This is a genomic window from Mesorhizobium sp. ESP6-5 (assembly GCF_020164695.1).
Lineage (GTDB): Bacteria > Pseudomonadota > Alphaproteobacteria > Rhizobiales > Rhizobiaceae > Mesorhizobium > Mesorhizobium australicum.
In genome coordinates, this window is record NZ_JAIUGR010000006.1 from 321,582 (window position 1) to 343,491 (window position 21,910).

General features: G+C 64.7%; 19 protein-coding genes and 1 riboswitch. Of the genes, 10 read left to right on the forward strand and 9 right to left on the reverse strand.

Annotation, left to right across the window (positions count from 1 at the left end; all coding sequences use genetic code 11):
- Positions 1–153: 153 nt before the first annotated feature.
- From LB524_RS12685 to LB524_RS12700, 4 genes are all read left to right on the forward strand, one after another.
- Positions 154–3,519 (forward strand): helicase-related protein, encoded by a 3,366-nt coding sequence (locus tag LB524_RS12685; RefSeq protein WP_224526684.1) that lies wholly within the window; start codon positions 154–156, stop codon positions 3,517–3,519.
- Positions 3,520–3,529: 10 nt separating this feature from the next.
- Complete coding sequence (locus LB524_RS12690) at positions 3,530–3,916, forward strand: RNA-binding S4 domain-containing protein (protein ID WP_224526687.1); 387 nt, start codon at positions 3,530–3,532, stop codon at positions 3,914–3,916.
- A gap of 229 nt (positions 3,917–4,145) precedes the next feature.
- Entirely contained in the window at positions 4,146–4,484 is a 339-nt protein-coding gene (gene fdxA, locus LB524_RS12695; RefSeq protein ID WP_015315302.1) for a ferredoxin FdxA, read from the forward strand.
- A 368-nt stretch (positions 4,485–4,852) separates the two neighbouring features.
- Positions 4,853–5,434 (forward strand): CarD family transcriptional regulator, encoded by a 582-nt coding sequence (locus tag LB524_RS12700; RefSeq protein WP_015315301.1) that lies wholly within the window; start codon positions 4,853–4,855, stop codon positions 5,432–5,434.
- 78 nt (positions 5,435–5,512) lie between these two features.
- Here the strand turns inward: LB524_RS12700 and LB524_RS12705 are convergent, their stop codons facing one another.
- The 3 genes from LB524_RS12705 to LB524_RS12715 all read right to left on the reverse strand — a co-directional run bounded on the left by LB524_RS12705 (position 5,513) and on the right by LB524_RS12715 (position 7,872).
- Positions 5,513–6,283: an amino acid ABC transporter ATP-binding protein gene (locus LB524_RS12705; RefSeq protein ID WP_224526690.1), complete on the reverse strand. Its 771-nt coding sequence runs from the start codon at positions 6,281–6,283 to the stop codon at positions 5,513–5,515.
- Entirely contained in the window at positions 6,280–6,960 is a 681-nt protein-coding gene (locus tag LB524_RS12710) for an amino acid ABC transporter permease (protein ID WP_027141826.1), read from the reverse strand. The genes LB524_RS12705 and LB524_RS12710 overlap by 4 nt, the downstream gene beginning before the upstream one ends.
- A gap of 138 nt (positions 6,961–7,098) precedes the next feature.
- On the reverse strand, positions 7,099–7,872 hold the full coding sequence (locus tag LB524_RS12715; RefSeq protein WP_140616657.1) for an amino acid ABC transporter substrate-binding protein: 774 nt from the start codon (positions 7,870–7,872) through the stop codon (positions 7,099–7,101).
- 301 nt (positions 7,873–8,173) lie between these two features.
- On the opposite strand from LB524_RS12715, the gene LB524_RS12720 reads away from it, so the two are divergent.
- Positions 8,174–9,037 carry an RNA polymerase factor sigma-32 gene (locus LB524_RS12720; protein WP_015315297.1) on the forward strand — a complete coding sequence of 288 codons (864 nt, stop codon included), beginning with the start codon at positions 8,174–8,176 and terminating at the stop codon, positions 9,035–9,037.
- Positions 9,038–9,053: 16 nt separating this feature from the next.
- Here LB524_RS12720 and LB524_RS12725 read toward each other — a convergent pair whose 3' ends face one another.
- The 4 genes from LB524_RS12725 to thiB all read right to left on the reverse strand — a co-directional run bounded on the left by LB524_RS12725 (position 9,054) and on the right by thiB (position 14,218).
- Positions 9,054–10,523, reverse strand: coding sequence for a M48 family metalloprotease (locus LB524_RS12725; RefSeq protein WP_023784820.1), 1,470 nt, complete (start codon positions 10,521–10,523; stop codon positions 9,054–9,056).
- Between the two features lie 229 nt (positions 10,524–10,752).
- Entirely contained in the window at positions 10,753–11,529 is a 777-nt protein-coding gene (gene thiQ / locus LB524_RS12730) for a thiamine ABC transporter ATP-binding protein (RefSeq protein ID WP_224526692.1), read from the reverse strand.
- Positions 11,522–13,141 (reverse strand): thiamine/thiamine pyrophosphate ABC transporter permease, encoded by a 1,620-nt coding sequence (gene thiP / locus LB524_RS12735; protein ID WP_224526694.1) that lies wholly within the window; start codon positions 13,139–13,141, stop codon positions 11,522–11,524. The genes thiQ and thiP overlap by 8 nt, the downstream gene beginning before the upstream one ends.
- Positions 13,142–13,219: 78 nt before the next feature.
- Entirely contained in the window at positions 13,220–14,218 is a 999-nt protein-coding gene (gene thiB, locus LB524_RS12740) for a thiamine ABC transporter substrate binding subunit (RefSeq protein ID WP_224526710.1), read from the reverse strand.
- A 43-nt stretch (positions 14,219–14,261) separates the two neighbouring features.
- A riboswitch (TPP riboswitch) is annotated at positions 14,262–14,376 on the reverse strand.
- 86 nt (positions 14,377–14,462) lie between these two features.
- Here thiB and LB524_RS12745 point away from each other — a divergent pair.
- From LB524_RS12745 to LB524_RS12760, 4 genes are all read left to right on the forward strand, one after another.
- Positions 14,463–15,122 carry a thiamine diphosphokinase gene (locus LB524_RS12745; RefSeq protein WP_140662666.1) on the forward strand — a complete coding sequence of 220 codons (660 nt, stop codon included), beginning with the start codon at positions 14,463–14,465 and terminating at the stop codon, positions 15,120–15,122.
- Between the two features lies 1 nt (position 15,123).
- Complete coding sequence (locus tag LB524_RS12750; protein WP_224526713.1) at positions 15,124–16,944, forward strand: ABC-F family ATP-binding cassette domain-containing protein; 1,821 nt, start codon at positions 15,124–15,126, stop codon at positions 16,942–16,944.
- 151 nt (positions 16,945–17,095) lie between these two features.
- Positions 17,096–17,338: a type II toxin-antitoxin system CcdA family antitoxin gene (locus LB524_RS12755; protein ID WP_140822558.1), complete on the forward strand. Its 243-nt coding sequence runs from the start codon at positions 17,096–17,098 to the stop codon at positions 17,336–17,338.
- Positions 17,338–17,637: a CcdB family protein gene (locus tag LB524_RS12760; protein WP_015315289.1), complete on the forward strand. Its 300-nt coding sequence runs from the start codon at positions 17,338–17,340 to the stop codon at positions 17,635–17,637. Before LB524_RS12755 ends, LB524_RS12760 begins: the two co-directional genes overlap by 1 nt.
- A gap of 40 nt (positions 17,638–17,677) precedes the next feature.
- Here the strand turns inward: LB524_RS12760 and LB524_RS12765 are convergent, their stop codons facing one another.
- A complete protein-coding gene (locus tag LB524_RS12765) occupies positions 17,678–19,426 on the reverse strand; it encodes a hypothetical protein (protein ID WP_224526716.1) in 1,749 nt (582 codons plus the stop codon).
- 77 nt (positions 19,427–19,503) lie between these two features.
- Positions 19,504–20,802: an adenylosuccinate synthase gene (locus LB524_RS12770; protein WP_015315287.1), complete on the reverse strand. Its 1,299-nt coding sequence runs from the start codon at positions 20,800–20,802 to the stop codon at positions 19,504–19,506.
- 211 nt (positions 20,803–21,013) lie between these two features.
- Between LB524_RS12770 and LB524_RS12775 the strand changes: the two genes are divergently transcribed.
- Positions 21,014–21,910, forward strand: coding sequence for a DMT family transporter (locus tag LB524_RS12775; RefSeq protein WP_140712607.1), 897 nt, complete (start codon positions 21,014–21,016; stop codon positions 21,908–21,910).

Below are 21,910 nucleotides of genomic sequence, written 5' to 3' on the forward strand. Positions count from 1 at the left end.
GGCTGATTTGCGGAGTGAGGCGGGCGTCTCCGGAACCCTGCCGGAACATTCTGCTTTCGCTTCGCGCCCGAAATCCCTATGTGTCGGCTGTCATACGCGCCGTCCTGGCACGCTCCCGACCACGAGAGGCCAGAAAGCCTTATTTCCGAGCCGATGAACATCCAGCCGAAACACAACGAGCCGCTGATCCTGTCGGGCCGCGACGTGACCGCCGTGCTTGGGCCGACCAATACCGGCAAGACCCATCTCGCCATCGAGCGGATGGTGGCGCACGAAACCGGTGTCATCGGCCTGCCGCTGAGGCTGCTGGCCCGCGAGGTCTACACGCGCGTCTGCGAAAAGGTCGGTGCCAACAAGGTGGCGCTGATCACCGGCGAGGAGAAGATCCAGCCGCCGGGCGCCAGATATTCGGTCTGCACCGTCGAAGCCATGCCGCGTGAAACCGACGCCGCCTTTGTTGCCATCGACGAGGTGCAACTGGCCGGCGACCTCGAGCGCGGCCATATCTTCACCGACCGCATCCTGCATCTGCGCGGCCGCCAGGAGACGCTGCTGCTTGGTGCCGCCACCATGCACGGTATCCTGCAGCGCTTGCTGAAGGGCGTCTCGGTAGTGACGCGGCCCAGGCTGTCGCATCTGGCCTATGCCGGCTCCAAGAAACTGACCCGCCTGCCACGGCGCACCGCGATCGTCGCCTTCTCCGCCGACGAGGTCTATGCCATCGCCGAACTCATCCGCCGCCAGCAGGGTGGTGCGGCCGTCGTGCTCGGGGCGCTGTCGCCCCGCACCCGCAATGCTCAGGTGGCGCTGTTCCAGTCGGGCGATGTCGACTATCTCATTGCCACCGATGCGATTGGCATGGGCCTCAACCTCGACCTCGACCATGTAGCCTTCGCCCAGAACCGCAAGTTCGACGGCTACCAGTACCGCAATCTGACGGCGGCCGAACTCGGCCAGATCGCCGGCCGCGCCGGCCGGCATCTGCGCGATGGCACGTTCGGCGTCACCGGCCAGGTCGATCCGCTGGACGAGGACCTGGTCCAGAAGATCGAGGGCCATGACTTCGACCCGGTGAAGGTGCTGCAGTGGCGCACCGCCCAATTCGATTTCGCCAGCCTCGATGCGCTGAAGCGCTCGATCGAGACCAACGCCCCGGTCGAGGGCCTGACACGCGCGCTGCCGGCCGTCGATGCGCAAGCGCTCGAACATCTCTCCCGCGACGAAGACATCCGCGCGCTCGCCACCAACGCCAAGCGCGTGGCGCTGCTGTGGGAAGCCTGCGCCCTGCCCGACTATCGCAAGATCGCGCCTGCCCAGCATGCCGACCTCATCGCCTCGATCTACATGGACCTCGCCCGGCAGGGCCATGTCGACGAGAACTACATGGCCGAACAGGTGCGCCGCGCCGACACCACCGAGGGCGACATCGACACGCTGTCGCACCGCATCGCCCAGATCCGCACCTGGACATTCGTGTCGAACCGGCCCGGTTGGCTGGCCGATCAGGCACACTGGCAGGAAAAGACGCGCGAAATCGAAGACAGATTGTCGGATGCGCTGCATGAGCGGTTGACGAAACGCTTCGTAGACCGCAGGACTTCCGTCCTCATGCGGCGCCTTAGAGAAAATACCATGCCTGAAGCCGAAATCAGTCCTACCGGAACCGTCCTTGTCGAAGGCCATCATGTCGGCGAGTTGCAAGGGTTCCGCTTCACCGCCGACCAGACCGCCGGCGGCGAAGACGCCAAGGCCGTGCGCACTGCCGCGCAAAAGGCGCTTGCCGCCGAGTTCGAGGCACGCGCGGAGCGCTTCGGCGCCTGCGCCAATGGCGATCTCGCGCTCGGTTCGGACGGCACGCTGCGCTGGATCGGCGCGCCGATAGGCACGCTGGTCTCGGGCGAAGACGCGCTGAAGCCGCGCCTGGTGTTGCTGGCTGACGAACAGCTGACGGGCCCGGCGCGCGACAAGGTCGCGGCGCGCGCCGAACGCTTCGTCAATTTCCAGATCGAGTCGTTGTTGAAGCCGCTGGTCGATCTGAAGAACGCCGAGCAGATTTCCGGCATCGGCCGTGGCATCGCTTTCCAGCTGGTCGAGAATTTCGGCCTCATCAACCGTCGTGACATCGCCGAAGAGATGAAATCCTTGGACCAGGAAGGCCGCGCGGCGCTGCGCCGGCTTGGCGTCCGCTTCGGCGCCTACCACGTGTTCGTGCCCGCGCTGATCAAGCCGGCACCCGCCGGGCTGGTGACGCTGCTGTGGGCGTTGAAGAACGACGGCAAGGACAAGCCAGGCTTCGGCGACGTCGTCCACGCGCTAGCGTCGGGCCGCACCTCTGTTGTCATCGACCCGGCCTTCGACAAGGCCTTCTACAAGCTCGCTGGCTACCGCAATCTCGGCCGCCGCGCCGTGCGCATCGACATTCTGGAGCGGCTGGCCGACCTGATCCGCCCGGCGACCAACTGGAAGCCCGGCCTTGGCCAGCGTCCGGACGGCGCCTATGACGGCCAGTCCTTCATGGTGACGCCGCCGATGATGTCGATCCTTGGCGCCACCGCCGACGACATGGAAGAGATCCTCAAGGGGCTTGGCTATCGCGCCGAGCCGAAGCCGGCCGCGGAAGTCAAGGCACGGCTGGAAGCGCAGGACAATGCCGCGCGGGAAGCCGCCGCGGCCAGGCAGGCAGCCGAAGAAGCAGCCCGCGCGGAACAAGCCGAGGCGGCGGAAGAGGCGGCTTCGCCGGCCGCCGAGGGAGTTGAACTGGTGCCGGATGCGGCAACCGACGTGGAGACGGAGGTTCCAGCCGAAGTCGCCGCCGACGCGCCGGTGGAAGCTGTCGCGCAAGAGCAGGCGGAAGCCACCGCTGAAGTTGCGGAGGAACCTGTAGCCGAAGCCGCTGTTGAAGCCGCCGAGCCGGCGCCGGTTGAGCAGCGGGCCGAACCTGAAACTGCCGAGCCCACCGAGGAAACCGCAGCGGCGGAGCCCGCCGTCGAAGCCTCCGCGTCGACGGAAGCCGCCGAACCGGCTGCAGTGGCGGAAGCCGCCGGCGAACCCGTGCCGGAAGCCGAAGCGCCAAAGCCGATCCTGCTGTGGCGCCAAGGTCGCTTCGACCAGCGTCCGCGTCATCGCGACGGCCGCAACAACCGGCCGCAAAACGGACAGGCGCGCGGCCGAAGCAACGCGCCGGCCGGCGGCGAACAGGCAGCAGCCGCGCCCGCGGACCGTCCCGCGCACGAAGGGCGCCGCGACGACGCCGGAAAGCCGCGCTTCGACCGCTCGAAGTTCAAGCCCAAGCCGCAAGCTGAGGGCGCTGAGCGCCGCGACGGCCGCCCGCAGGGCGAGCGTCCCGAGCGCCGAGAAGGCCGGCCAGACTGGAAGGGCGGCAGGCCGGAAGGCAAGGGTGCCGATCGCGGCGGAAAGCCCGCTTTCCAGCCCAAGCCGCGCGAGGAGCGCCCGGTGCGTTTCGATCCGGACTCACCCTTCGCCAAGCTCGCCGCCTTGCGCGACCAATTGAAGAAGTAAACTCGCTTCGATGGTTGCTGAAGGCCGTCAGCGCATCGACAAATGGCTGTTCTTCTCGCGCGCGGTGAAATCGCGCTCGCTGGCGGCCAAATTGGTGGTCGCCGGCCGCGTGCGCATCAATCGCGACAAAGCAGCGCAGGCCTCCGATCTGGTCAAGCCAGGCGACGTGCTGACCATCACGCTCGACCGGCGTATTTTCGTCTGGAAGGTGCTCGGCGCTGGCGCGCGGCGCGGCCCGTCCGAGGAAGCCCGCACCCTTTATCAAGACATGTCGCCCCCGACCGCACTGAAGGGCGACGCCCCGCCCGATGCTATCGCGGCGCTGCGCGAGGCAGGCAGCGGCCGCCCCACCAAAAAAGAGCGTCGCCAGACCGACCGATTGCGCGACGAAGATTGAGCCTGCCGATCGACGCAGATGTGCGCTCCCGCGGCAACGGCAACCAAAAGCGGATTTTGCACCGGCAAACCAACGTCGGTGAGGGATGCAGGACCGTCGCGGCACCGCCGATCTGAAATTCAATTCCCAAACTCTGGCGCCACTGGGAATGGCTACCCTTGCAAGCAGCCGATAAAGGCGTTACCTCACGGAAAAAGCCAACAAAAACGGGACGTCCCGGAGCCGACCGATGACCTATGTCGTGACCGACAACTGCATCAAATGCAAATACATGGACTGCATCGAGGTCTGTCCGGTCGACTGCTTCTACGAAGGCGAGAACATGCTCGTCATCCATCCCGACGAGTGCATCGACTGCGGCGTCTGCGAGCCGGAATGCCCGGCCGACGCGATCAAGCCCGACACCGAGTCCGGCCTCGACAAATGGCTGCAGATCAACACCGAATATGCCGATAAATGGCCCAACATCACCGCCAAGAAGGAGCCGCCGGCCGACGCCAAGAGCTTCGACGGCGAGGCCGGCAAATTCGAGAAATACTTCTCCGCCGAGCCCGGCGAAGGCGATTGACAACACCGCTGTAAAGGCTTGTATGACGCAGCGTAACAGGCACGCCGGATTAACCGCCTTGACAGGCGGCGATTGGTTGTGGCCTTCGCTTACGCAGCAAAACCTTGATTCTTCCGACTTTTTGTGTTACATCAGCGAAACATGCCGGTGACACAACGTCGATTTATGGCGCAGACGCCCCAAATCACTGAAAGGTGAAAATCCCATTCCGGACCAGAGCGATCTGGGCCAGGCGGTCGCAATTCTTGCGGTTTGCCGGTCCCGGCTTTTCCGGTGGGTCATCTGTTGTGCGGCTAATGATCGGTGACCCCGATCACGTGAGTTCAGCCGGCACCGCCGCCGGCCCACAACAAGGAGTTCAGGGCGTAATGGCAACGATCACCCCGCAGAAGAAGTCCACAGCTGCACGTCACGGTTTCAAGACCGGCGAGTTTATCGTCTATCCGGCGCATGGCGTCGGCCAGATCGTCTCGATCGACGAGCAGGAAGTGGCCGGCCACAAGCTGGAACTGTTCGTCATCGACTTCCAGAAGGACAAGATGCGCCTGAAAGTGCCGGTCGCCAAGGCGACCTCTATCGGCATGCGCAAGCTGTCGGAAGAGGATTATGTCGAGCGCGCGCTGAAGGTCGTGCAGGGCCGCGCCCGCGTCAAGCGCACCATGTGGTCGCGCCGCGCCCAGGAATATGATGCCAAGATCAATTCGGGCGACCTGATCTCGATCTCGGAAGTCGTGCGCGACCTCTATCGCGCCGACAACCAGCCGGAGCAGTCCTATTCCGAACGCCAGCTCTACGAGGCGGCACTCGACCGCATGGCCCGCGAGATCGCGGCCGTCAACCGCATGTCGGAAACCGAAGCCGTGCGCCTGATCGAGGTCAACCTCAACAAAGGCCCCAAGCGTGGCGCCAAGGCCGACAATGAGGAAGCCGAGCAGGAAGAAGCTGCCTGAGCTTTTTCGCATTCAAGTTGACGAAAACCCGGCCTCGCGCCGGGTTTTTGTTTTTGGGGAAGGCCGCGATTGTCGCGCCTATGCGCCTCCCTCTTCCTCCGCCGCCTCCTGCTTCAGCGTGGCGATAAACCGCTTGGTGCGTTCGCGCTCCGGATTGCCGAACAGCTTGGCGGATGCCCCCTGCTCGACGATGACGCCGGCGTCGAGGAACACCGCCTCCTGGGCGATCTTGGAGGCCAGGCGCAAATCATGCGTCGCCATCACCATGGTCGTTCCCTCGCTGGCGAGCTGACCCAGCACATCGACCACCTCCTGCGCCAGCTCCGGGTCGAGCGCCGAAGTCGGTTCGTCGCACAGCAGCACCTTCGGCGACGGCGCCAGCGCACGGGCGATCGCCACGCGCTGCTGCTGGCCGCCCGACAGCGTCGCCGGCCAGGCATCGGCCTTATGCACCATGCCGACCTTCTCCAGCAGCGCGAGTGCCCGCTCATGTGCCTTCTGCGGCGACCATTTGAGCACCGTAACCAAGCCTTCCATGACATTTTCGATGGCGGTGCGATGCGGAAACAACTGGAAATTCTGGAACACCATGCCGGTCTGCAGGCGCAGACGCCTTATGTCCGCCGCCGGCACCTTCCCGCCCGGGCGGAACTCAAGCGTCTCGTCGCCGATCCGCACCGTGCCCGAAGTTGGGATCCCCAGCAGGTTGATGCAGCGCAGCAGCGTGCTTTTCCCCCCGCCGGAAGGGCCGACAAGCGCGGTGACGCTGCCTTCGGCGATGGCGACAGTCACCCCCTTCAGCACGAGATTGTCGCCGAAACGCTTTTCGATGTTGGTGAGGCTGATCATGAGCGTGCCTCCAGGAAGCCGCCATAGCGGTTGAGCCGCTCCTCCAGTCGCGTCTGCAAGGCCGACAGTACCGAACTCATCGCCAGATAGAGGATCGCCGCCTCGACATAGAGGATGAGCGGCTCATAGGTGGTGGCGACGATGCGTTGCGCCGCCTGGAACATTTCCGGCACGGTGATGGCGGCGGCCAGCGACGTGTCCTTGACCAGCGAGATGAAGGTGTTGGAGAGCGGCGGCACCGCCACCCGTCCGGCTTGCGGCAGAATGGTGCGCCGCATCGCCTGGCTCCAGGTCATCCCGATCGAATAGGCGGCCTCCCACTGGCCCTTGGGCACCGAGCCGATGGCCGCCCGGATGATTTCCGACGTGTAGGCCCCGATGTTGAGCGTGAAGCCGATCAGCGCCGCGGTGAAGGCGTCAAGCAGGATGCCGACCGACGGCAGGCCGTAGAAGATCAGGAAGAGCTGCACCAGGAGCGGCGTGCCGCGGAATATCCAGACATAGAAGCGCACGAGCGCCACCAGAGGCTTCGGGCCGAACAGCCTGCCGAGCGCCGCGCCCAGCCCTACCGTCAGGCCGAGCACGAAGGACAGCAACGTCAGCGGCACGGTAAAGATCAACGCTGCCCACAGCAGCGAGGGCAGCGAGTCCAGCATCAGTTGCAGCCAGTGCGGCACGAAAGATCCTCCGGAATGGACGGGGAACGTCATCGAAGCGCGAATGCGCCAGCCATATCACGACAAAAGCGGCGAGCCGTCAAAGACGACTCGCCGCTGGATACGTCACAGGGCGACAGCCGGCCCCCGCTTGGTGAATTACTTCGAGACGTCCTGGCCGAAATAGGTGTTGGCGATCTTCTGGTAGGTGCCGTCCGCCTTGATGTCGGCCAGCGCCTTGTTGATGGCCGCGACCAGCTCCGGATCGCCCTTGCGCACGATGACGCCGGAGTAATCGGCATTCTCTTCCTGGGCGGCGATCTTCACATTGGCGTCGGGCTTGTGCTTCTTGAAGTCGAGGAACGACAGGCTGTCATTGATGGTAGCGTCCGCACGGCCGGTCAAAAGCAGCTGGATCGACTGGTCGAAGCCGTCGGTGCCGACCAGTTCGGCGCCATTGGACTCGGCCAGCTTGCCGAAATTGGATGTCAGCGACTGCGCCGACTTCTTGCCCTTGAGGTCGGCGAAGGTCTTGATGTCGGTGTTGTCGCCGCGCACGATCAGCACTGCCTTGGAGGCGATATAGGGATCGGAAAAGTCGTACTTGGCCTTGCGGGCGTCGGTGATGCCGACTTCGTTGATGACGGCATCATAACGGTTGACGTCGAGGCCGGCGATCAGCCCGTCCCACTTGCCTTCGAGGAACTCAGCCTTGACGCCGAGCTTATCGGCGATCGCCTTGGCGATCTCGACATCGAAGCCAACCAGCGCGCCGGAAGCGTCATGGTAGGTGAAGGGAGCGTAGGTGCCCTCCGTACCGACCTTGATGATTCCGGCCTGCTTGATCTGGTCGAGATTGGCGCCGGCGTGGCCCGATGCGACGGCCAGGGCCTGCAACGTTCCGGCGATGATGAGTGACTTGAGCCATTTCATTTTTCTGTGATCCCGTCCTTGGCCGGTAACCCGGCATGTTGTGAGGGCTGGAAAATGACAGATGCAGGTCGAAAAAATAAGGAATGAAATTTCAAAGAGAGCGTCTTCCAGAAATCAAATTCTCCGAAAGGAATTCATTCGCAGGCTCGGAAGTTGCAGGCAGCTGCGCGGACGCTAGCGCTCGCCCTGCCCGCACCGGCGGAACCTTTCTCGCGCATGACAGTTTTGGCTGTTGTAGGGCACGCCGCCGTCATTTCAAGCCGGTGTCTGCCATTTGCCTCGCCGAGCCACGGAGCGCCTTATGATGGAAGACACGGCAGGACGGATCATGGTCCGCGCGGCAATGAAGGCACCCTATCTCGAGCGCGAGGAGGAGCATCGGCTGGCATTGCTCTGGAAGGAAGACAACGATCAGAACGCGTTGCACAGCATCACCGTCGCCCACATGCGGCTGGTTATTTCCATGGCCTCGAAATTCCGCCATTACGGGCTGCCGCTCGGCGATCTGGTTCAGGAAGGCCATGTCGGACTGCTCGAGGCCGCCGCCCGTTTCGAACCGGAGCGCGAGGTGCGGTTCTCGACCTACGCGACGTGGTGGATCCGCGCCTCGATGCAGGACTACATCCTGCGCAACTGGTCGATTGTGCGTGGTGGCACCAGTTCGGCGCAAAAGGCCCTGTTCTTCAATCTCAGACGCTTGCGTGCGCGTCTCGCGAACGGCGCCGAGCCGCTCTCCAACACAAATCTCTACCGTGAGGTTTCGGTTGCGCTTGGTGTATCCGAGGCTGATGTCGCAATGATGGATTCACGACTGTCGGCTCCGGATTCTTCGCTGAACGTGCCGCTGGCCGACGACGCGGGCGGCACCGAGCGGATGGATTTCCTGGTCTCGGACGATCCCTTGCCGGACGAAATTGTCGGCGACAAGATCGATGTCGCGCGCCGCTCGCTCTGGCTCAAGGAAGCGCTTCACGCGCTCAACGCGCGCGAACTCAGGATCATCGAGGAACGCCGGCTGAATGACGAGGGGGCCACGCTCGAGGCGCTCGGCGAGACGCTCGGCATCTCCAAGGAACGTGTCCGCCAGATCGAGGCGCGCGCCATGGAAAAGCTCAAGGTCGCGCTGGTGAAGCAGAATCCGGAATTCATGGCGACCGCCGCCTGATCTCCCGCTCGGGCTTTTATTTGTCGGTGACGATCTTGACCTTGTCGCCGGCCGAAACCGCGGCCCCCGGCGACAGCGCATTGAGCACGCGGAACAGGTCGAGCTTGCGGTCGACGCCAACCATCTGCGCGGCAAGTGACCCCATGGTCTGTCCCGGCTGCACGGTGAGCACACGAATATGCAGTGGCTTCAGTGCCGCCTTCTCGGCGGGGCTGAGGATGCGGAAGGAGCCGCTGACCGAGCGCGCCACCGTTTCAAGCGAGGTGCTGGCCGAGGGGGCCGCGGTCAGCAATCGGTAGACCTGGCCGCCGGCGCGGATCACAGCGATATCGAACTGCCAGCCTTCGGCGCCTGCATGCGCGGTCGCCGCCTCATTGCCGTTGATGGTTTCCTGCTTGACGGTGCTGTCGTCGAGGCCGGCCACCCAGCCGCTTCTGATATAGTCGGTCAGGGCGCGGTTCTTGTCGATCGAAACGCCGTCGAAGCGGATCGCTATGTCGCCGGGACCGGTCGCCGTCACGGCCGCCGCCGAATTGTCGATGATGAAACCGTCCGGCACCGTGAACGACACGCCCAAGCCTGGATGCAGGAAGGTTTCGCCGCGCACATAGCCTTCTTCCGGCGTGTCGCCGTAAAGCAGGCCGTCTATGCCGGCGAGGAAGGAATCGCGGTCGCGTGTACCGAAGCCTGGCGCACCGAACTGGCGGGCGTGCCGCTGTGCCAAATCGATGCGTTGCGGCGTGTTGGGGTGCGTTGCCAGGAAGTCAAGGCTGGCGTCGGTGGCGCCGCTGATCGAGCGGAAATCGGTATAGGCCGACATCGATTGCAGGAAGCGGCCGGCGGCATAGGGATCGTAGCCGGCTTCGCCGATCGACTTTATGCCGATGGCGTCAGCCTCAAGCTCCTGGTTGCGCGAGAACTGCGCCAGCCTGAGCTTGCCGCGGATAAGTGCAGCCTTGGCGGTCGGGCTGTCGCCAAGCACATCGGAAACGACCTTGGTCGCCAGACCTTCCTCGGCCTCCAGCTGCTGGCGCTGCAGCCCATGATTGGCGGTGACGTGGCCCATCTCATGCGCGATGACGGCGGCGAGCTCGGACGAATCATTGGCCAGCGCCAAGAGGCCGCGCGTTATGTAGAGATAGCCGCCCGGCAGCGCGAAGGCGTTGACGTTGGGCGAATTGAGGATGGTGATGCGATAGGTCTGGGTCGGGTTCGCCGACACCACGGTCAGATTGCCGACCACCTTGGCGACCATGCGTTCGAGCTTGGGATCGGAATATTCGCCGCCATAGGTCGCCAGGATGCGCGGATGCTGCGCCTTGGCGAGCTCCGCGAGCTTGTTGTTGGCGGCGACATTGTCGACCGTGATCGGCTTGTCGGATGGCTGGAAGCCTGATTCCTGGACTTCCGGAGGCGTGAACATCTGGCAGCTTGCCAGCGCCACGGCAAAGCCGGCCAGCGCCAGAAAGCGCGCCAGCGGGTTCATTCGTAGCCTGTCAACGCCGATCGCCAGAACGGCTTCCTTTCAGGTCCCTGCGCATGACCACATGCGCAAAACAAACTGCTACAGTATCCGTCACGCGCCCCTCGGAGCATGCGGCGGAAGCTGTAGGCAAATCACGGCCTGTGCCGGACCGGTATCGAGCGGACCTAGCCACACTACTCCAGTCATGGCAAGCAAGCGCCACATCGCATCGGGCCGGTTTGAGCGTAAATTATGTCCGCTTCCGGGCAATATCCCGTGATAAGGAATCCCCGGCACCGGCTCCGATATAGCGCCGGAATGCCTCCGGACCAGCCCCGGCAAAAAAATCATCCGCCGTGCCGATAGCTGCGACGGCGCCGTTCTCGATAAACACCAGCCTCTGACCGATGCGGCGGGCATCTTGCGGCTGATGCGTGACGAGCAGCACCGTCATGCCACGCTCGGCATGCAGGCTGGCAACCAGGTCGAGCATATCGTCTCGCAAGGCGGGCCCAAGCGAAGCGAAGGGCTCGTCGAGCAGCAGCACCGGGCGGTCACGCACCAGCACGCGAGCCAGGGCAACGCGCTGGCGCTCACCACCGGAAAGTTCGCGCGGCAGCCGCTTCTCCTTGCCGGCAAGGCCGGTGCGCGCAACCGCGTCGGCGATCGCAGCGCGATCGGCTTCGGCCAGCCGCAACGATGGCGAACGGCCGAGCCCGACATTCTGCTCGACGGAAAGATGCGCGAAAAGGTTGTTTTCCTGAAAAACCATCGACACTGGCCGCGCCGCCGGTGGCGCGGTGCTGACATCGGCCCCGCCGATCAGCACGCGGCCGGATCGCGGCGGCTCGAACCCGGCCACCAGATTGAGCAGCGTCGACTTTCCGGAGCCGCTCGGTCCCATGATGGCGGTGATTTGCCCCGCCGTGAACTCGGCATCGAAGGCGAACGACGCCTCGCCATAGCTGAACGAAACCTTGTCCAGCCGCACCGAAACCCCTTTGCCGCCAGCCGCCCCGTCAGACATTGCGGGCCGTCTCCTTTCCCAGCCGGTCCGCTGCCAGCACCAGTGCCAGGCAGACAAGGCCGAGCAGCAGCGCCAAGCCGGCGGCGTCCTCGGTTCGGTAGCTGCCCATGCGCGCCAGGAGAAGGTAGGGCAAGGTCTGCACGGAATCACTGCCGAACAGGGCGATGACGCCGAGATCGCCGAGCGACAGTGCCATGGCGAAGGCAAAAGCGGTGGCCAGCGGCCGCCGCAACGTCGGCCAGTCGACCAGCCGCAACCGGGCCCAGCCCGCTATGCCCAAAAGCGCACAGAGCCGCTCATGGCGCTCGCTCGCCGCATCATAGGCGGGGCGGATGGCGCGGATGGCGAAGGGCATCGCCATGACGGCGTTGACGGTGACGACCATGACCGGGGCTATGGCAAAGACATCGCCGACATGGCGCAGCAGAAGGAACCAGCCGGCGCCGATGACGACAGGCGGCACGACCAGGACGAAGCCGGCGCCGGTGTCGGTGGCGTGTTCGAGCAAGGTCCGCGGACCGGAGCTGCGCTTCAGGGCCAGCACGCGGCGCGCCATGGTGAGCGAAAGCGACAGCGCGACCGACAGCAGCGCCGACAGGAAAGCCAGCACGGCGCTGGTTAGCGTCGCCTGCCGCACCGCCGCCTCGCCGGCGAGACGGCCGAGGTCGGCGCCGACACCTGACATCACGGTCGCCGCCATCGGCCCGGCGACAAACAACAGAGCCAGGACGACGAGCGCGCCATTCAGCGCGGTCTCGGTCCTGCCGGCCGAGACGTAGCGGCGCGGCGCCACCGGTAGATTGGCGTCACCGGTGGTGCTGGCGCCGAGCCGTGTCAATGCCAGCACCACGACAAAGGTCAGCGCGATCTGCAGCAGCGTCAGCGCCACCGCCCGCGCGGGATCGAAATCGAAGCGCAGCGCTTGGTATATGCCGACCTCCAGCGTCGTCGCGCCGGGGCCGCCGCCCAGCGTCAGCACGATCGTGAAGGATGTGATGCAGAGCATGAACACCAGGCCGGCGACGCCCGGCAAGGCGGCGCGCAATGTCGGCCATTCGATCAGCCGGAAAGCCGGTGCGGCACCCATGCCGAGCTGGCTCGCCAGCCGCCATTGGTCGGCTTGGATGGTTTGCAGCGTTTCGAGGAACAGGCGGGTGGCCAGCGGCAGGTTGAAGAAGACATGGGCGACGAGAATGCCGGACAGGCCATAGATGCCCGGCCAACCCTGGCCGCCGACGGCGCTGAGAAAGCCGGAGAAATAGCCGGCGCGGCCATAGAGCGCCAGGATGCCGAGCGCCGCGACGATCGCCGGCAGCGCCAGCGGCACGGCGAAGAGCTGCAGGATGAAGGCACGGCCGAAAAACCGTGGATGCCGCGACAGCGCCCGCGCCACGAACAGGGCCGGCCCGACCGAGAGCAGCGTCGACAGGGCCGCCTGCCAGAGCGTGAAGCGCACGACCCGGAACAGGTAGGGATCGAACGCAGCCCAAGCGCCGGAAAAATCGCGAGCGCCTTCGACAAGCAGCCCCGCAAACGCGCCGCCGATCAAAATGGCGATGGCGGCGAGCCCTATCACGCCGGCTGTGATGCGGGGATCAGAGCGGGTTTGCACACCGCACCCTCAACGATTGGGTGAAGCTTAGGGAGCATCGCCGGAGAGCGTTCATCTCACGAGATTAGCCCACAAAACCTACTTGCTCATCACCGCCAGCCATTCATCGACCCAGGCTTTGCGGTTGGCCGCGACCTCCTCCGGGCTGAACAGCAAGGTCTTGGTCGGCTTGACCAGCTTGTCGAAGGCGGGGTTGAGCGGCTTGTCGGTCTTCCCGGCCGGGAACATCCAGTTGGTCTCGGGGATGGCGTCCTGGAATTTCGGCCCAGTCATGAAGGCCATGAACTTTTCCGCCAGCGGATTCTTGGCGCCGGTCGTGGTGATGCCCGCGACCTCGATCTGCAGATATTCGCCTTCCTCGAACGACGCCGCCTGATAGCGCTCGGTGTTCTCGGCGACCATGTGGTAGGCCGGCGAGGTGGTGTAGGACAGCACCATCGGCGCCTCGCCCTTGGTGAACAGGCCATAGGCCTCGCTCCAGCCCGGCGTCACGGTCAGCACCTTGGTCTTGAGCTTGGCCCAGGCCTCCGGCGCCTTGTCGCCATAGACCGACTTCACCCACAACAGCAGGCCAAGACCGGGCGTCGATGTGCGCGGATCCTGGATGACGATCTTGTCGTCGGCGCTGCCCTCGACCAAATCCTTCAAGCTCTTGGGCGGGCTCTTCAGCTTTTCAGTGTCGTAGACGACGGCGAAGTAGCCGTAATCGAACGGGACAAAAGTGTCATCGGTCCAGCCGCCCGGCACCTTGACGTCCATTATTGCGCCATGTGGCGCGAACAGGCCCGAGGCCTTGGCATCGGCGGTGAGATTGGTGTCGAGACCGAGCACGATGTCGGCCTTGGTCGAAGCGCCTTCCAGCTTGACGCGGTTGAGCAGCGCCACGCCATCGGCGACCGAGACGAACTCGAGATCGCAGCCGCATTCTGCCTCGAATTCCTTCTTCACCACGGGACCTGGACCCCAGTCGGCGGTGAAGCTCTCATAGGTGTAGACGGTGAGCTTGTCCTTGGCCAAGGCCGGCCCGGACAGGGTCACTGCCGTGGCAGCGATCAGAGAATATAAAAGCATGCGCATCGGCGCCTCCTTCGTTTGCGTTGAAAGGAATTGAGGCGTCGGAGTGTCCGAAACGTCTAATCCCTCCGCCGGTACAAACCGGATCAGGTTCAGCGGGTTGGCGACACTGCCTCTCAGCCGGCCCGCGAAATTCGCGTCCGGCACCCCGTTAGAGCGTTTCGACACATAGTGCGGGCCGATGACCCGCGCAAGTGGGACTTTGCCGCCTTCCGTTTCCCGTGCCGGGCTGGTAAGGCGACGGGATATGAGCACATTCACCATCCTGCTTGGCGGCGACCTCATCCGCACGCCTCGGCTCGACCGCCAGGTCGAAGGCTCGCGCGTCATCGCTGCCGACGCCGGCATCGGCCATGCGCGGATGCTGGGCCTCGTGCCGGAACTGTGGGTGGGTGATTTCGACTCGGTCCCGGCTGATCTGCCCGCCGACCTCGCCGCCGTGCCGCGGCAAACCTTCCCGGCGGAAAAGGACAAGACCGACGGCGAACTGGCGATCGCGGCCGCACTGGAGCGCGGGGCGACCCGCCTTGTGCTAGCGGGCGCCTTCGGCGGCAAGCGCGCCGACCACGCCTTCCTGCATCTGGCGCTTGGCCTGCGGCTGGCCGAAGCCGGAATGGATGTGTTTCTGACCAGCGGCGCCCAGGAAGGTGTTCCCTTGCTGCCCGGCAGGGCCGGCTTCGATTATGCCGACGGCACGCTGTTCTCGATTCTCGGCTTCTCCGAACTCTCCGGCCTGACCGTCACCGGCGCCAAATGGCCGCTCGACAAGGTCGAGGTGGCGTTCGGTTCGTCGCTGACCATTTCCAACGAGGTCAAGTTCGGCAAGACCGGGGGCCGCCTCGACATCGCGCTCGGCCATGGCCGCGCGCTGCTGCTCGCCCATCCCTATCCATTGCCCGAAAGCTGACATGGCCCCGCCTCTTCTCAATCTCGACGGGATAAGACTGACCTTCGGCGGCGCGCCGCTGCTCGACGGCGCCGCCTTGACCGCTTCGGCCGGCGACAAGATCGCGCTGGTCGGCCGCAACGGGTCCGGCAAGTCGACGCTGCTCAAGATCGCCGCCGGCCTGATCGAACCACAGGACGGCGAGGTGTTCCGCCAGCCTTCGGCGACGGTGCGTTATCTGCCGCAAATGCCCGACATGGACGGCTTTGCAACCGTGCGCGCCTATGTCGAGGCCGGGCTCGGGCCCGCCGACGATCCCTACCGCGCCAGCTATCTGATGGAGCATCTCGGCCTGTCGGGCGAAGAACGGCCTGGCGACCTGTCCGGCGGAGAGGCCAGGCGCGCCGCGCTTGCCCGCGTCATGGCGCCGGAGCCTGACATCCTGCTTCTTGATGAGCCGACTAACCATCTTGATTTATCTGTCATCGAATGGCTGGAAGAAGAGCTCGTCCGGACCTCCTCGGCGCTCATCGTCATCTCGCATGACCGCCGCTTCCTCGAGCGCGTGTCGCGCGCCACAGTCTGGCTCGATCGCGGCCAGACGCGCAGGCTGGACAAGGGCTTTGGCCATTTCGAGGAATGGCGCGACCTGGTGCTGGAAGAGGAAGAGCGCGAACAGCACAAGCTCGGCCGCCAGATCGTGCGCGAGGAGCACTGGCTGCGCTACGGGGTGACGGCGCGGCGCAAGCGCAACATGCGGCGCCTCGGCGAGTTGCAGACCATGCGCCAGCGTTTTCGCGGCCATCGCGGCGCCGAAGGCACCGCGATAATGGTGGCAAGCGACGCCGCCGAATCCGGCAAGCTGGTGATCGAGGCCAAGAACATCGAGAAGAGCTTTGGCGACCTCACCGTCGTCAAGGGGTTCTCGACCCGCATCCAGCGCGGCGACCGCGTCGGCCTTGTCGGGCCGAACGGCGCCGGCAAGACGACACTTCTGAAGATGCTGACCGGCGAATTGGCGCCGGACGCGGGTTCGATACGGCTTGGCACCAATCTGGAGATCGCCACGCTCGACCAGAAGCGCGAGGCGGTCGACCCGCAAGAGACGCTGGCGCAATATCTGACCGACGGGCGCGGCGAGAACCTCGTCATCAATGGCGAGCAGCGCCATGTCGTGTCCTATATGAAGGATTTCCTGTTCAAGCCGGAACAGGCCCGCACACCGGTGCGCGAGCTGTCCGGCGGCGAACGGGCGCGGCTGATCCTGGCGCGCGTGCTGGCACGGCCTGCAAATCTTCTGGTTCTCGATGAGCCGACCAACGATCTCGACATGGAGACGCTGGAACTGCTGCAGGAACTGGTCGGCGGCTTTGCCGGCACCGTCATCCTGGTCAGCCACGACCGCGATTTCCTCGACCGCACCGTGACCAGCGTGATCGCGCCGGACGGCGGCGGGCGCTGGGTCGAATATGCCGGCGGCTATTCCGACATGCTGGCGCAGCGCGGCGGCACCAGGCTTGACGACCGCAAGGCGCGCGCCAAGGCGGAAGCCGGCGATGCGCCGGCACCGGGCAGGAGCGATCTGGCGGCGCCAAAAGGGCCGGCGAAGAAATTGTCGTTCAAGCAGAAGTTCGCGCTGGAGTCCCTACCCAAGAAGATCGAGGCAGTGACCGCGTCGATCTCGCGGCTGGAGAACAACATCGCCGACCCGGCCTATTACGAACGCGACCCAGCCTCGTTCCAGAAGACGATCGCCGCCCTCGACAAGGAGCGTGCGACGCTGGCCGCGCTCGAGGAAGAATGGCTGGAACTGGAGATGCTGCGCGAGGAGATGGAAGGGTGAAGAGCGGTCGGCCGTAGGCCGATCGATTGACAACGATTTGTCGACTGAAGCGACGAGCGCCCGGAGCCATAGTGGGGCGCTCCTTGCTGCGCCTGAGCATTGCCTCCACATCGGAATGCGCATACATTATGCGCATGTTGCGGAGGCCATTATGCGTAAGATTGCCTTGAATGCGATCCGTCAGCCAGCAAATCTGTCGATCGACTCGAACCTCATGCGGGAAGCCAAGGGGCTTAACGTGAATGTCTCGCGCGCTGCGGAAGCCGGCATCGCGGAGGCGGTGGCAGCTGAAAAGGGGCGGCTGTGGAAGCTTGAGAACCGTACCACGATGGATGCGTGGAACGACTACATCGACAAGAACGGCATCCCATTGGAAGAGTATCGGCAGTTCTGATGCCCCGCTATGATGTCTTCGCCGGTCGCGTTGAAGACAACTATTTGCTCGACGTCCAATCCGACCTGCTCGACAATTTCAAGACGCGGGTTGTCGTTCCGCTTCTGCCGGTCGCAACGGTGCCGCCGCCAATGCGAAAGCTTCATCCGATCTTCGAGATCAATGGACGGAAGCTGGTCATGGCGACACACCTGATCGCCACCGTTCCCGCAAGCGAATTGGTTGAAAGTCGGCTGAACCTGGCGAAGCATCACGATGACATCGTTGCCGCGCTCGACATGCTGTTCCAAGGATTCTGAACGGAGGCGACCGTCACGCCGCCCGTCTCAACCCGCCGTCTCAGCCCGCCGTCTTGGCCTGCCAGGCCTTGATCGCCTCGTCGAACACCTTCTCGCCGGGAATGCCCTTTTCCATGGTCAGCAGTGCCCGCCGTCCGGTCTTGTAGACGACCGGCACGTCGATCCAGTCCTGGCCGCGCAACAGGGTCATGTTGGCGTCTTCGTCGGCCTTGGTGTCGTTGAGCGCGACGAGGAAGAAGCCGTCGGCGATCTTGGCCGGGATGCCGATCAGCGGGCTGCCGGCGTCCTGTTCCGAACTCTTCATGGCAACGCGCAATATATTGTCGACGCCGCCGCCCTCGAACCCGTCTGGGGTCAGGAAGATCATCTCGATGATATGGCTGGCCGGCAGGGTCTGGTCGGTGTTGCGACGGATGGTCATGCGCAACTGGATGTCCTTGCCGGGAATGGTCGCCTCGGCACGGATCGCAGGCTCTGGCGGCAGGTCGCCGCCGGGCGATTCCTGCACCAGCGACCAAACGATGCTGCCGGGCTCGGCTGAACCCTGCGCGGTGCTGGTGCGCTCCTCATAGAAGATCGCCTTCTGGCCGACCGGAACCGAGGTTGGCGCCACGGCCGGAGCCGGTGCCGCCGGCGGCGTTGCGGCTGCCGGTGCGGGCGGCGGCGTGGCGGCGGCATCGGCCGGGGCCGCGGGCACGGTTCCGTTGGTGGGCGGTGTCGCGGGCGGGGTGCCCGCCGCGGGCGTGGTCGCGGCTGGCGCGCCTGCCGCGGGCGTACCGGCAGCAGGCGTATTGGCAGCCGGCGCGGGAACCGCCGGCGCTGCCGTGGCCGGCGCATTCGTTGCCGTTGGCGGTGTCGTCAGCGCGGCGACGGATTCGCCCTCGCCTACGCCGCTTTGCCCACCGGCTGGGCCGGGGTCGGTTTCGCCGCCTTCAGGCGTCAGCCGCTGCGTGAATTTCGTGCCTTCCGCGCCGGTCGCGAGCGCCGGCGGCGTGGCCGTGGTATCGGTCGCCGGCTTGGCCGGCGTCGTTTTCACCGGTTCGGTCTTGGCAACAACCTTGCTGCTCTCCAGGCCCAGCATCTTGCCGAAGGCATCCTTGTTCAGCCAGATGCCGTAGCCGCCGCCGGCAACGACCAGCAGTGCGACGACGGCGGCGATCAGCCCGCCATAGCTGCGCTTGCGTTCGGCCGGGCGCAAACGCTCGAAAGTGTCGGTGGCGGCAGGCGCTTCGTCATCGGCAAAGACGTCGTCCTGGTCGTCGTCCCGATCCGCGTCCATCCCCGGCAAGGTCTTCTCGGAAAAGTCCGGAGCGGGCTGCACCGGCGCCGGCCTTTGCCAGCCTGGCTCGACCTTGGCGGCTGGAGCGGGCCGGTAGGGTTCGGGGTTCGCCGCCGGCTGTGCCGGCTTGTACGGCTCCGGCCTGACCGTGGCCGGGGCGGGCCGATACGGAGACGGAGCAGGAATTGCGGCAGCCTCCGCCTTGGCCGGCTGCTTGACGTGGTTCGACTGGTTCTTATTGCGGTCGATGGAGGAAAAGATGTGTTCCAGTTCCGCGAGCGGATCCGGCTCGGGCACACTCTTGACATAGTCCCGCTCGACGCCGGCAATGGCGTCGTCCAGCGCGCGTTTCTGTTTGTCTATGGCCTCGGAAGCCAGCGGCGGCGAATATTCCGCCAGCTTCTTGGCCAGCATGGCGCGCACGCTGTTATAGATGCGCGTACGCTTCTCGGGCGTCTCGTCGCCGTGCTTCTCGAACGCGTTTTTCAGAACAGCAACGAAATCTGCCATGCTTCAGTCGACCTGTATTTTTTGCCTCCGCGCCGGCCCCCGCAAATCAGCCGCGATGCCCGGAAAGGCTTCAGAAACTAGTCTTGAAACGGATCAGTCACAAGTATCGTGTCGTCCCGTTCCGGGCTGGTGGAGAGGAGCGCGACCGGCGCGCCGATCAACTCCTCTATGTATCGGACATATTTGACGGCCTGGGCCGGAAGGTCGTTCCAGCTGCGTGCGCCGGCGGTGGTGCCTTTCCAACCCTCCAACGTCTCGTAGATGGGTTCCACGCGAGCCTGGGCGCCCTGGCTTGCCGGCAGATAGTCGATCGTCTCGCCGTCCAGCCTGTAGCCGGTGCAGACCTTGATCTCATCCAACCCGTCGAGCACGTCGAGCTTGGTCAGCGCGATGCCTTTGATGCCGTTGACGGCAACCGCCTGGCGCACCAGCACCGCATCGAACCAGCCGCAGCGGCGCTTGCGCCCGGTGACGACACCGAATTCATGGCCGCGCGTGCCGAGGAATTCGCCGATCTCGTTCTTCTGCTCGGTCGGGAACGGACCTTCGCCGACACGCGTCGTGTAGGCCTTGGTGATGCCGAGAACATAGCCGATGGCGCCCGGGCCGACGCCGGAGCCGGCGGCGGCCTGGCCGGCGACCGTGTTGGACGAGGTGACGAAGGGATAGGTGCCGTGGTCGATGTCGAGCAGCGTGCCTTGCGCGCCCTCGAACAGGATGCGCTCGCCGGCGCGGCGCTTGTCGTCGAGCACCTTCCAGACGCGGTCCATGTAGGGCAGGATGTCGTTCGCGACCGAGGTCAATTCCTGCATGATCGCATCATGCGTGACTTCGTCATGGCCGAGCCCGCGACGCAGCGCATTGTGGTGCGTCAGCAGCCTGTCGACCTTCAGGGGCAAAGTTTCCAAATCCGCCAGATCCATCACCCGCACCGCGCGCCGCCCCACCTTGTCCTCGTAGGCGGGGCCGATCCCGCGTCGGGTCGTGCCAATCTTTGTTCCGGAATTCGAAGCGGCATCCTCGCGAAACCCGTCCAGCTCCCGGTGTACGGACAGGATAAGCGCCGTGTTTTCGGCTATTTTCAGGCGATCCGGCGTCACGTCCACGCCCTGGCCTTTCAGTTTCTGCACCTCGGCGACGAAAGCATGCGGATCGAAGACCACACCATTGCCGATGATGGACAGCTTGCCTTCCCGCACGACGCCCGAAGGCAGCAGCGACAGCTTGTAGACCTTGCCGTCGACGACCAGCGTGTGGCCGGCATTGTGGCCGCCCTGGAAACGCACCACGACATCGGCGCGCTCCGACAGCCAGTCGACGATCTTGCCCTTGCCTTCGTCGCCCCACTGCGAGCCGACGACCACCACATTGGCCATGTTTCTTTTCCCTTGAGACGCCGCCGCGCGGCTTGGATATGGTTCGAAACGACAGGCCTCTATAGCGTCAAGACCTCGCGAGTGCGACCTTTCTTTGCCGCCGAAAATGCCCTGAGGCACAACAATTTTCGGCTTTGACATCATTTACTTGGGCTGACCGGGGCAATAGGCCGGCAAACACCGCGGCCCATCCCGCGGCCGGAAGCCAGCGATGCATCGAAACGCCTACATGTTCCTGCTGCTCACCACCTTGCTGTGGGGCGGCAATTCGGTGGCCGGCAAGCTGGCGGTCGGCCACGTCTCGCCGATGACGCTGGTCTTCCTGCGCTGGATGCTGGCCGTGGCGATCCTGCTGCCGATCGGCTGGCGCACGATCCAGGAGGATTGGCCCGTCGTGCGCCGGCACTGGCTCGTGCTGGCGGCGCTTGGCGCCAGCGGCTTCACCCTGTTCAACACCATCTTCTACACCGCCCTCAACTACACCACGGCGATCAATGTCTCGATCGAACAGGCGGCGATGCCGATCCTGATCATGACAGCCAATTTCGTTTTCTTCCGCCTTCGCGTGAACTGGGCGCAGATCGCCGGCGTGGTGCTGACCATCTTGGGCGTCATCCTGACCGCCTGCCATGGTGATCCGCGCCGGCTGCTGACGCTGGAGCTCAATTTCGGCGACGCCATCATGCTCGTCGCGGTCGTTCTCTACAGCAGCTATTCGGTCGGGCTACGGCTGAAGCCGGCGATGCGCTGGCAAAGCCTGATGCTGGCCATGTCGTTCGCCGCGCTCATCACCTCACTGCCCTTCTTCCTGTGGGAAGCCGCCGTCGGCAAGGTGATCGTGCCCGACGCCCGCGGCTGGGCGGTCATCGTCTACACGGCGATCGGCGCTTCGGTCATCTCGCAGATAACCTATATCAGGGGCAACGAACTGATCGGCGCCAATCGCGCCGGCCTGTTCATCAATCTGGTGCCGATCTTCGGCACGCTGCTTTCGGTGCTGATCGTCGGCGAGACCTTCCAGCTCTATCAGGCGCTGGCGCTGGTCCTCGTTCTGGGCGGCATCGGGCTCGCCGAATACAGCGGCCGCAAGATGGCGTCTGGCTTCTGA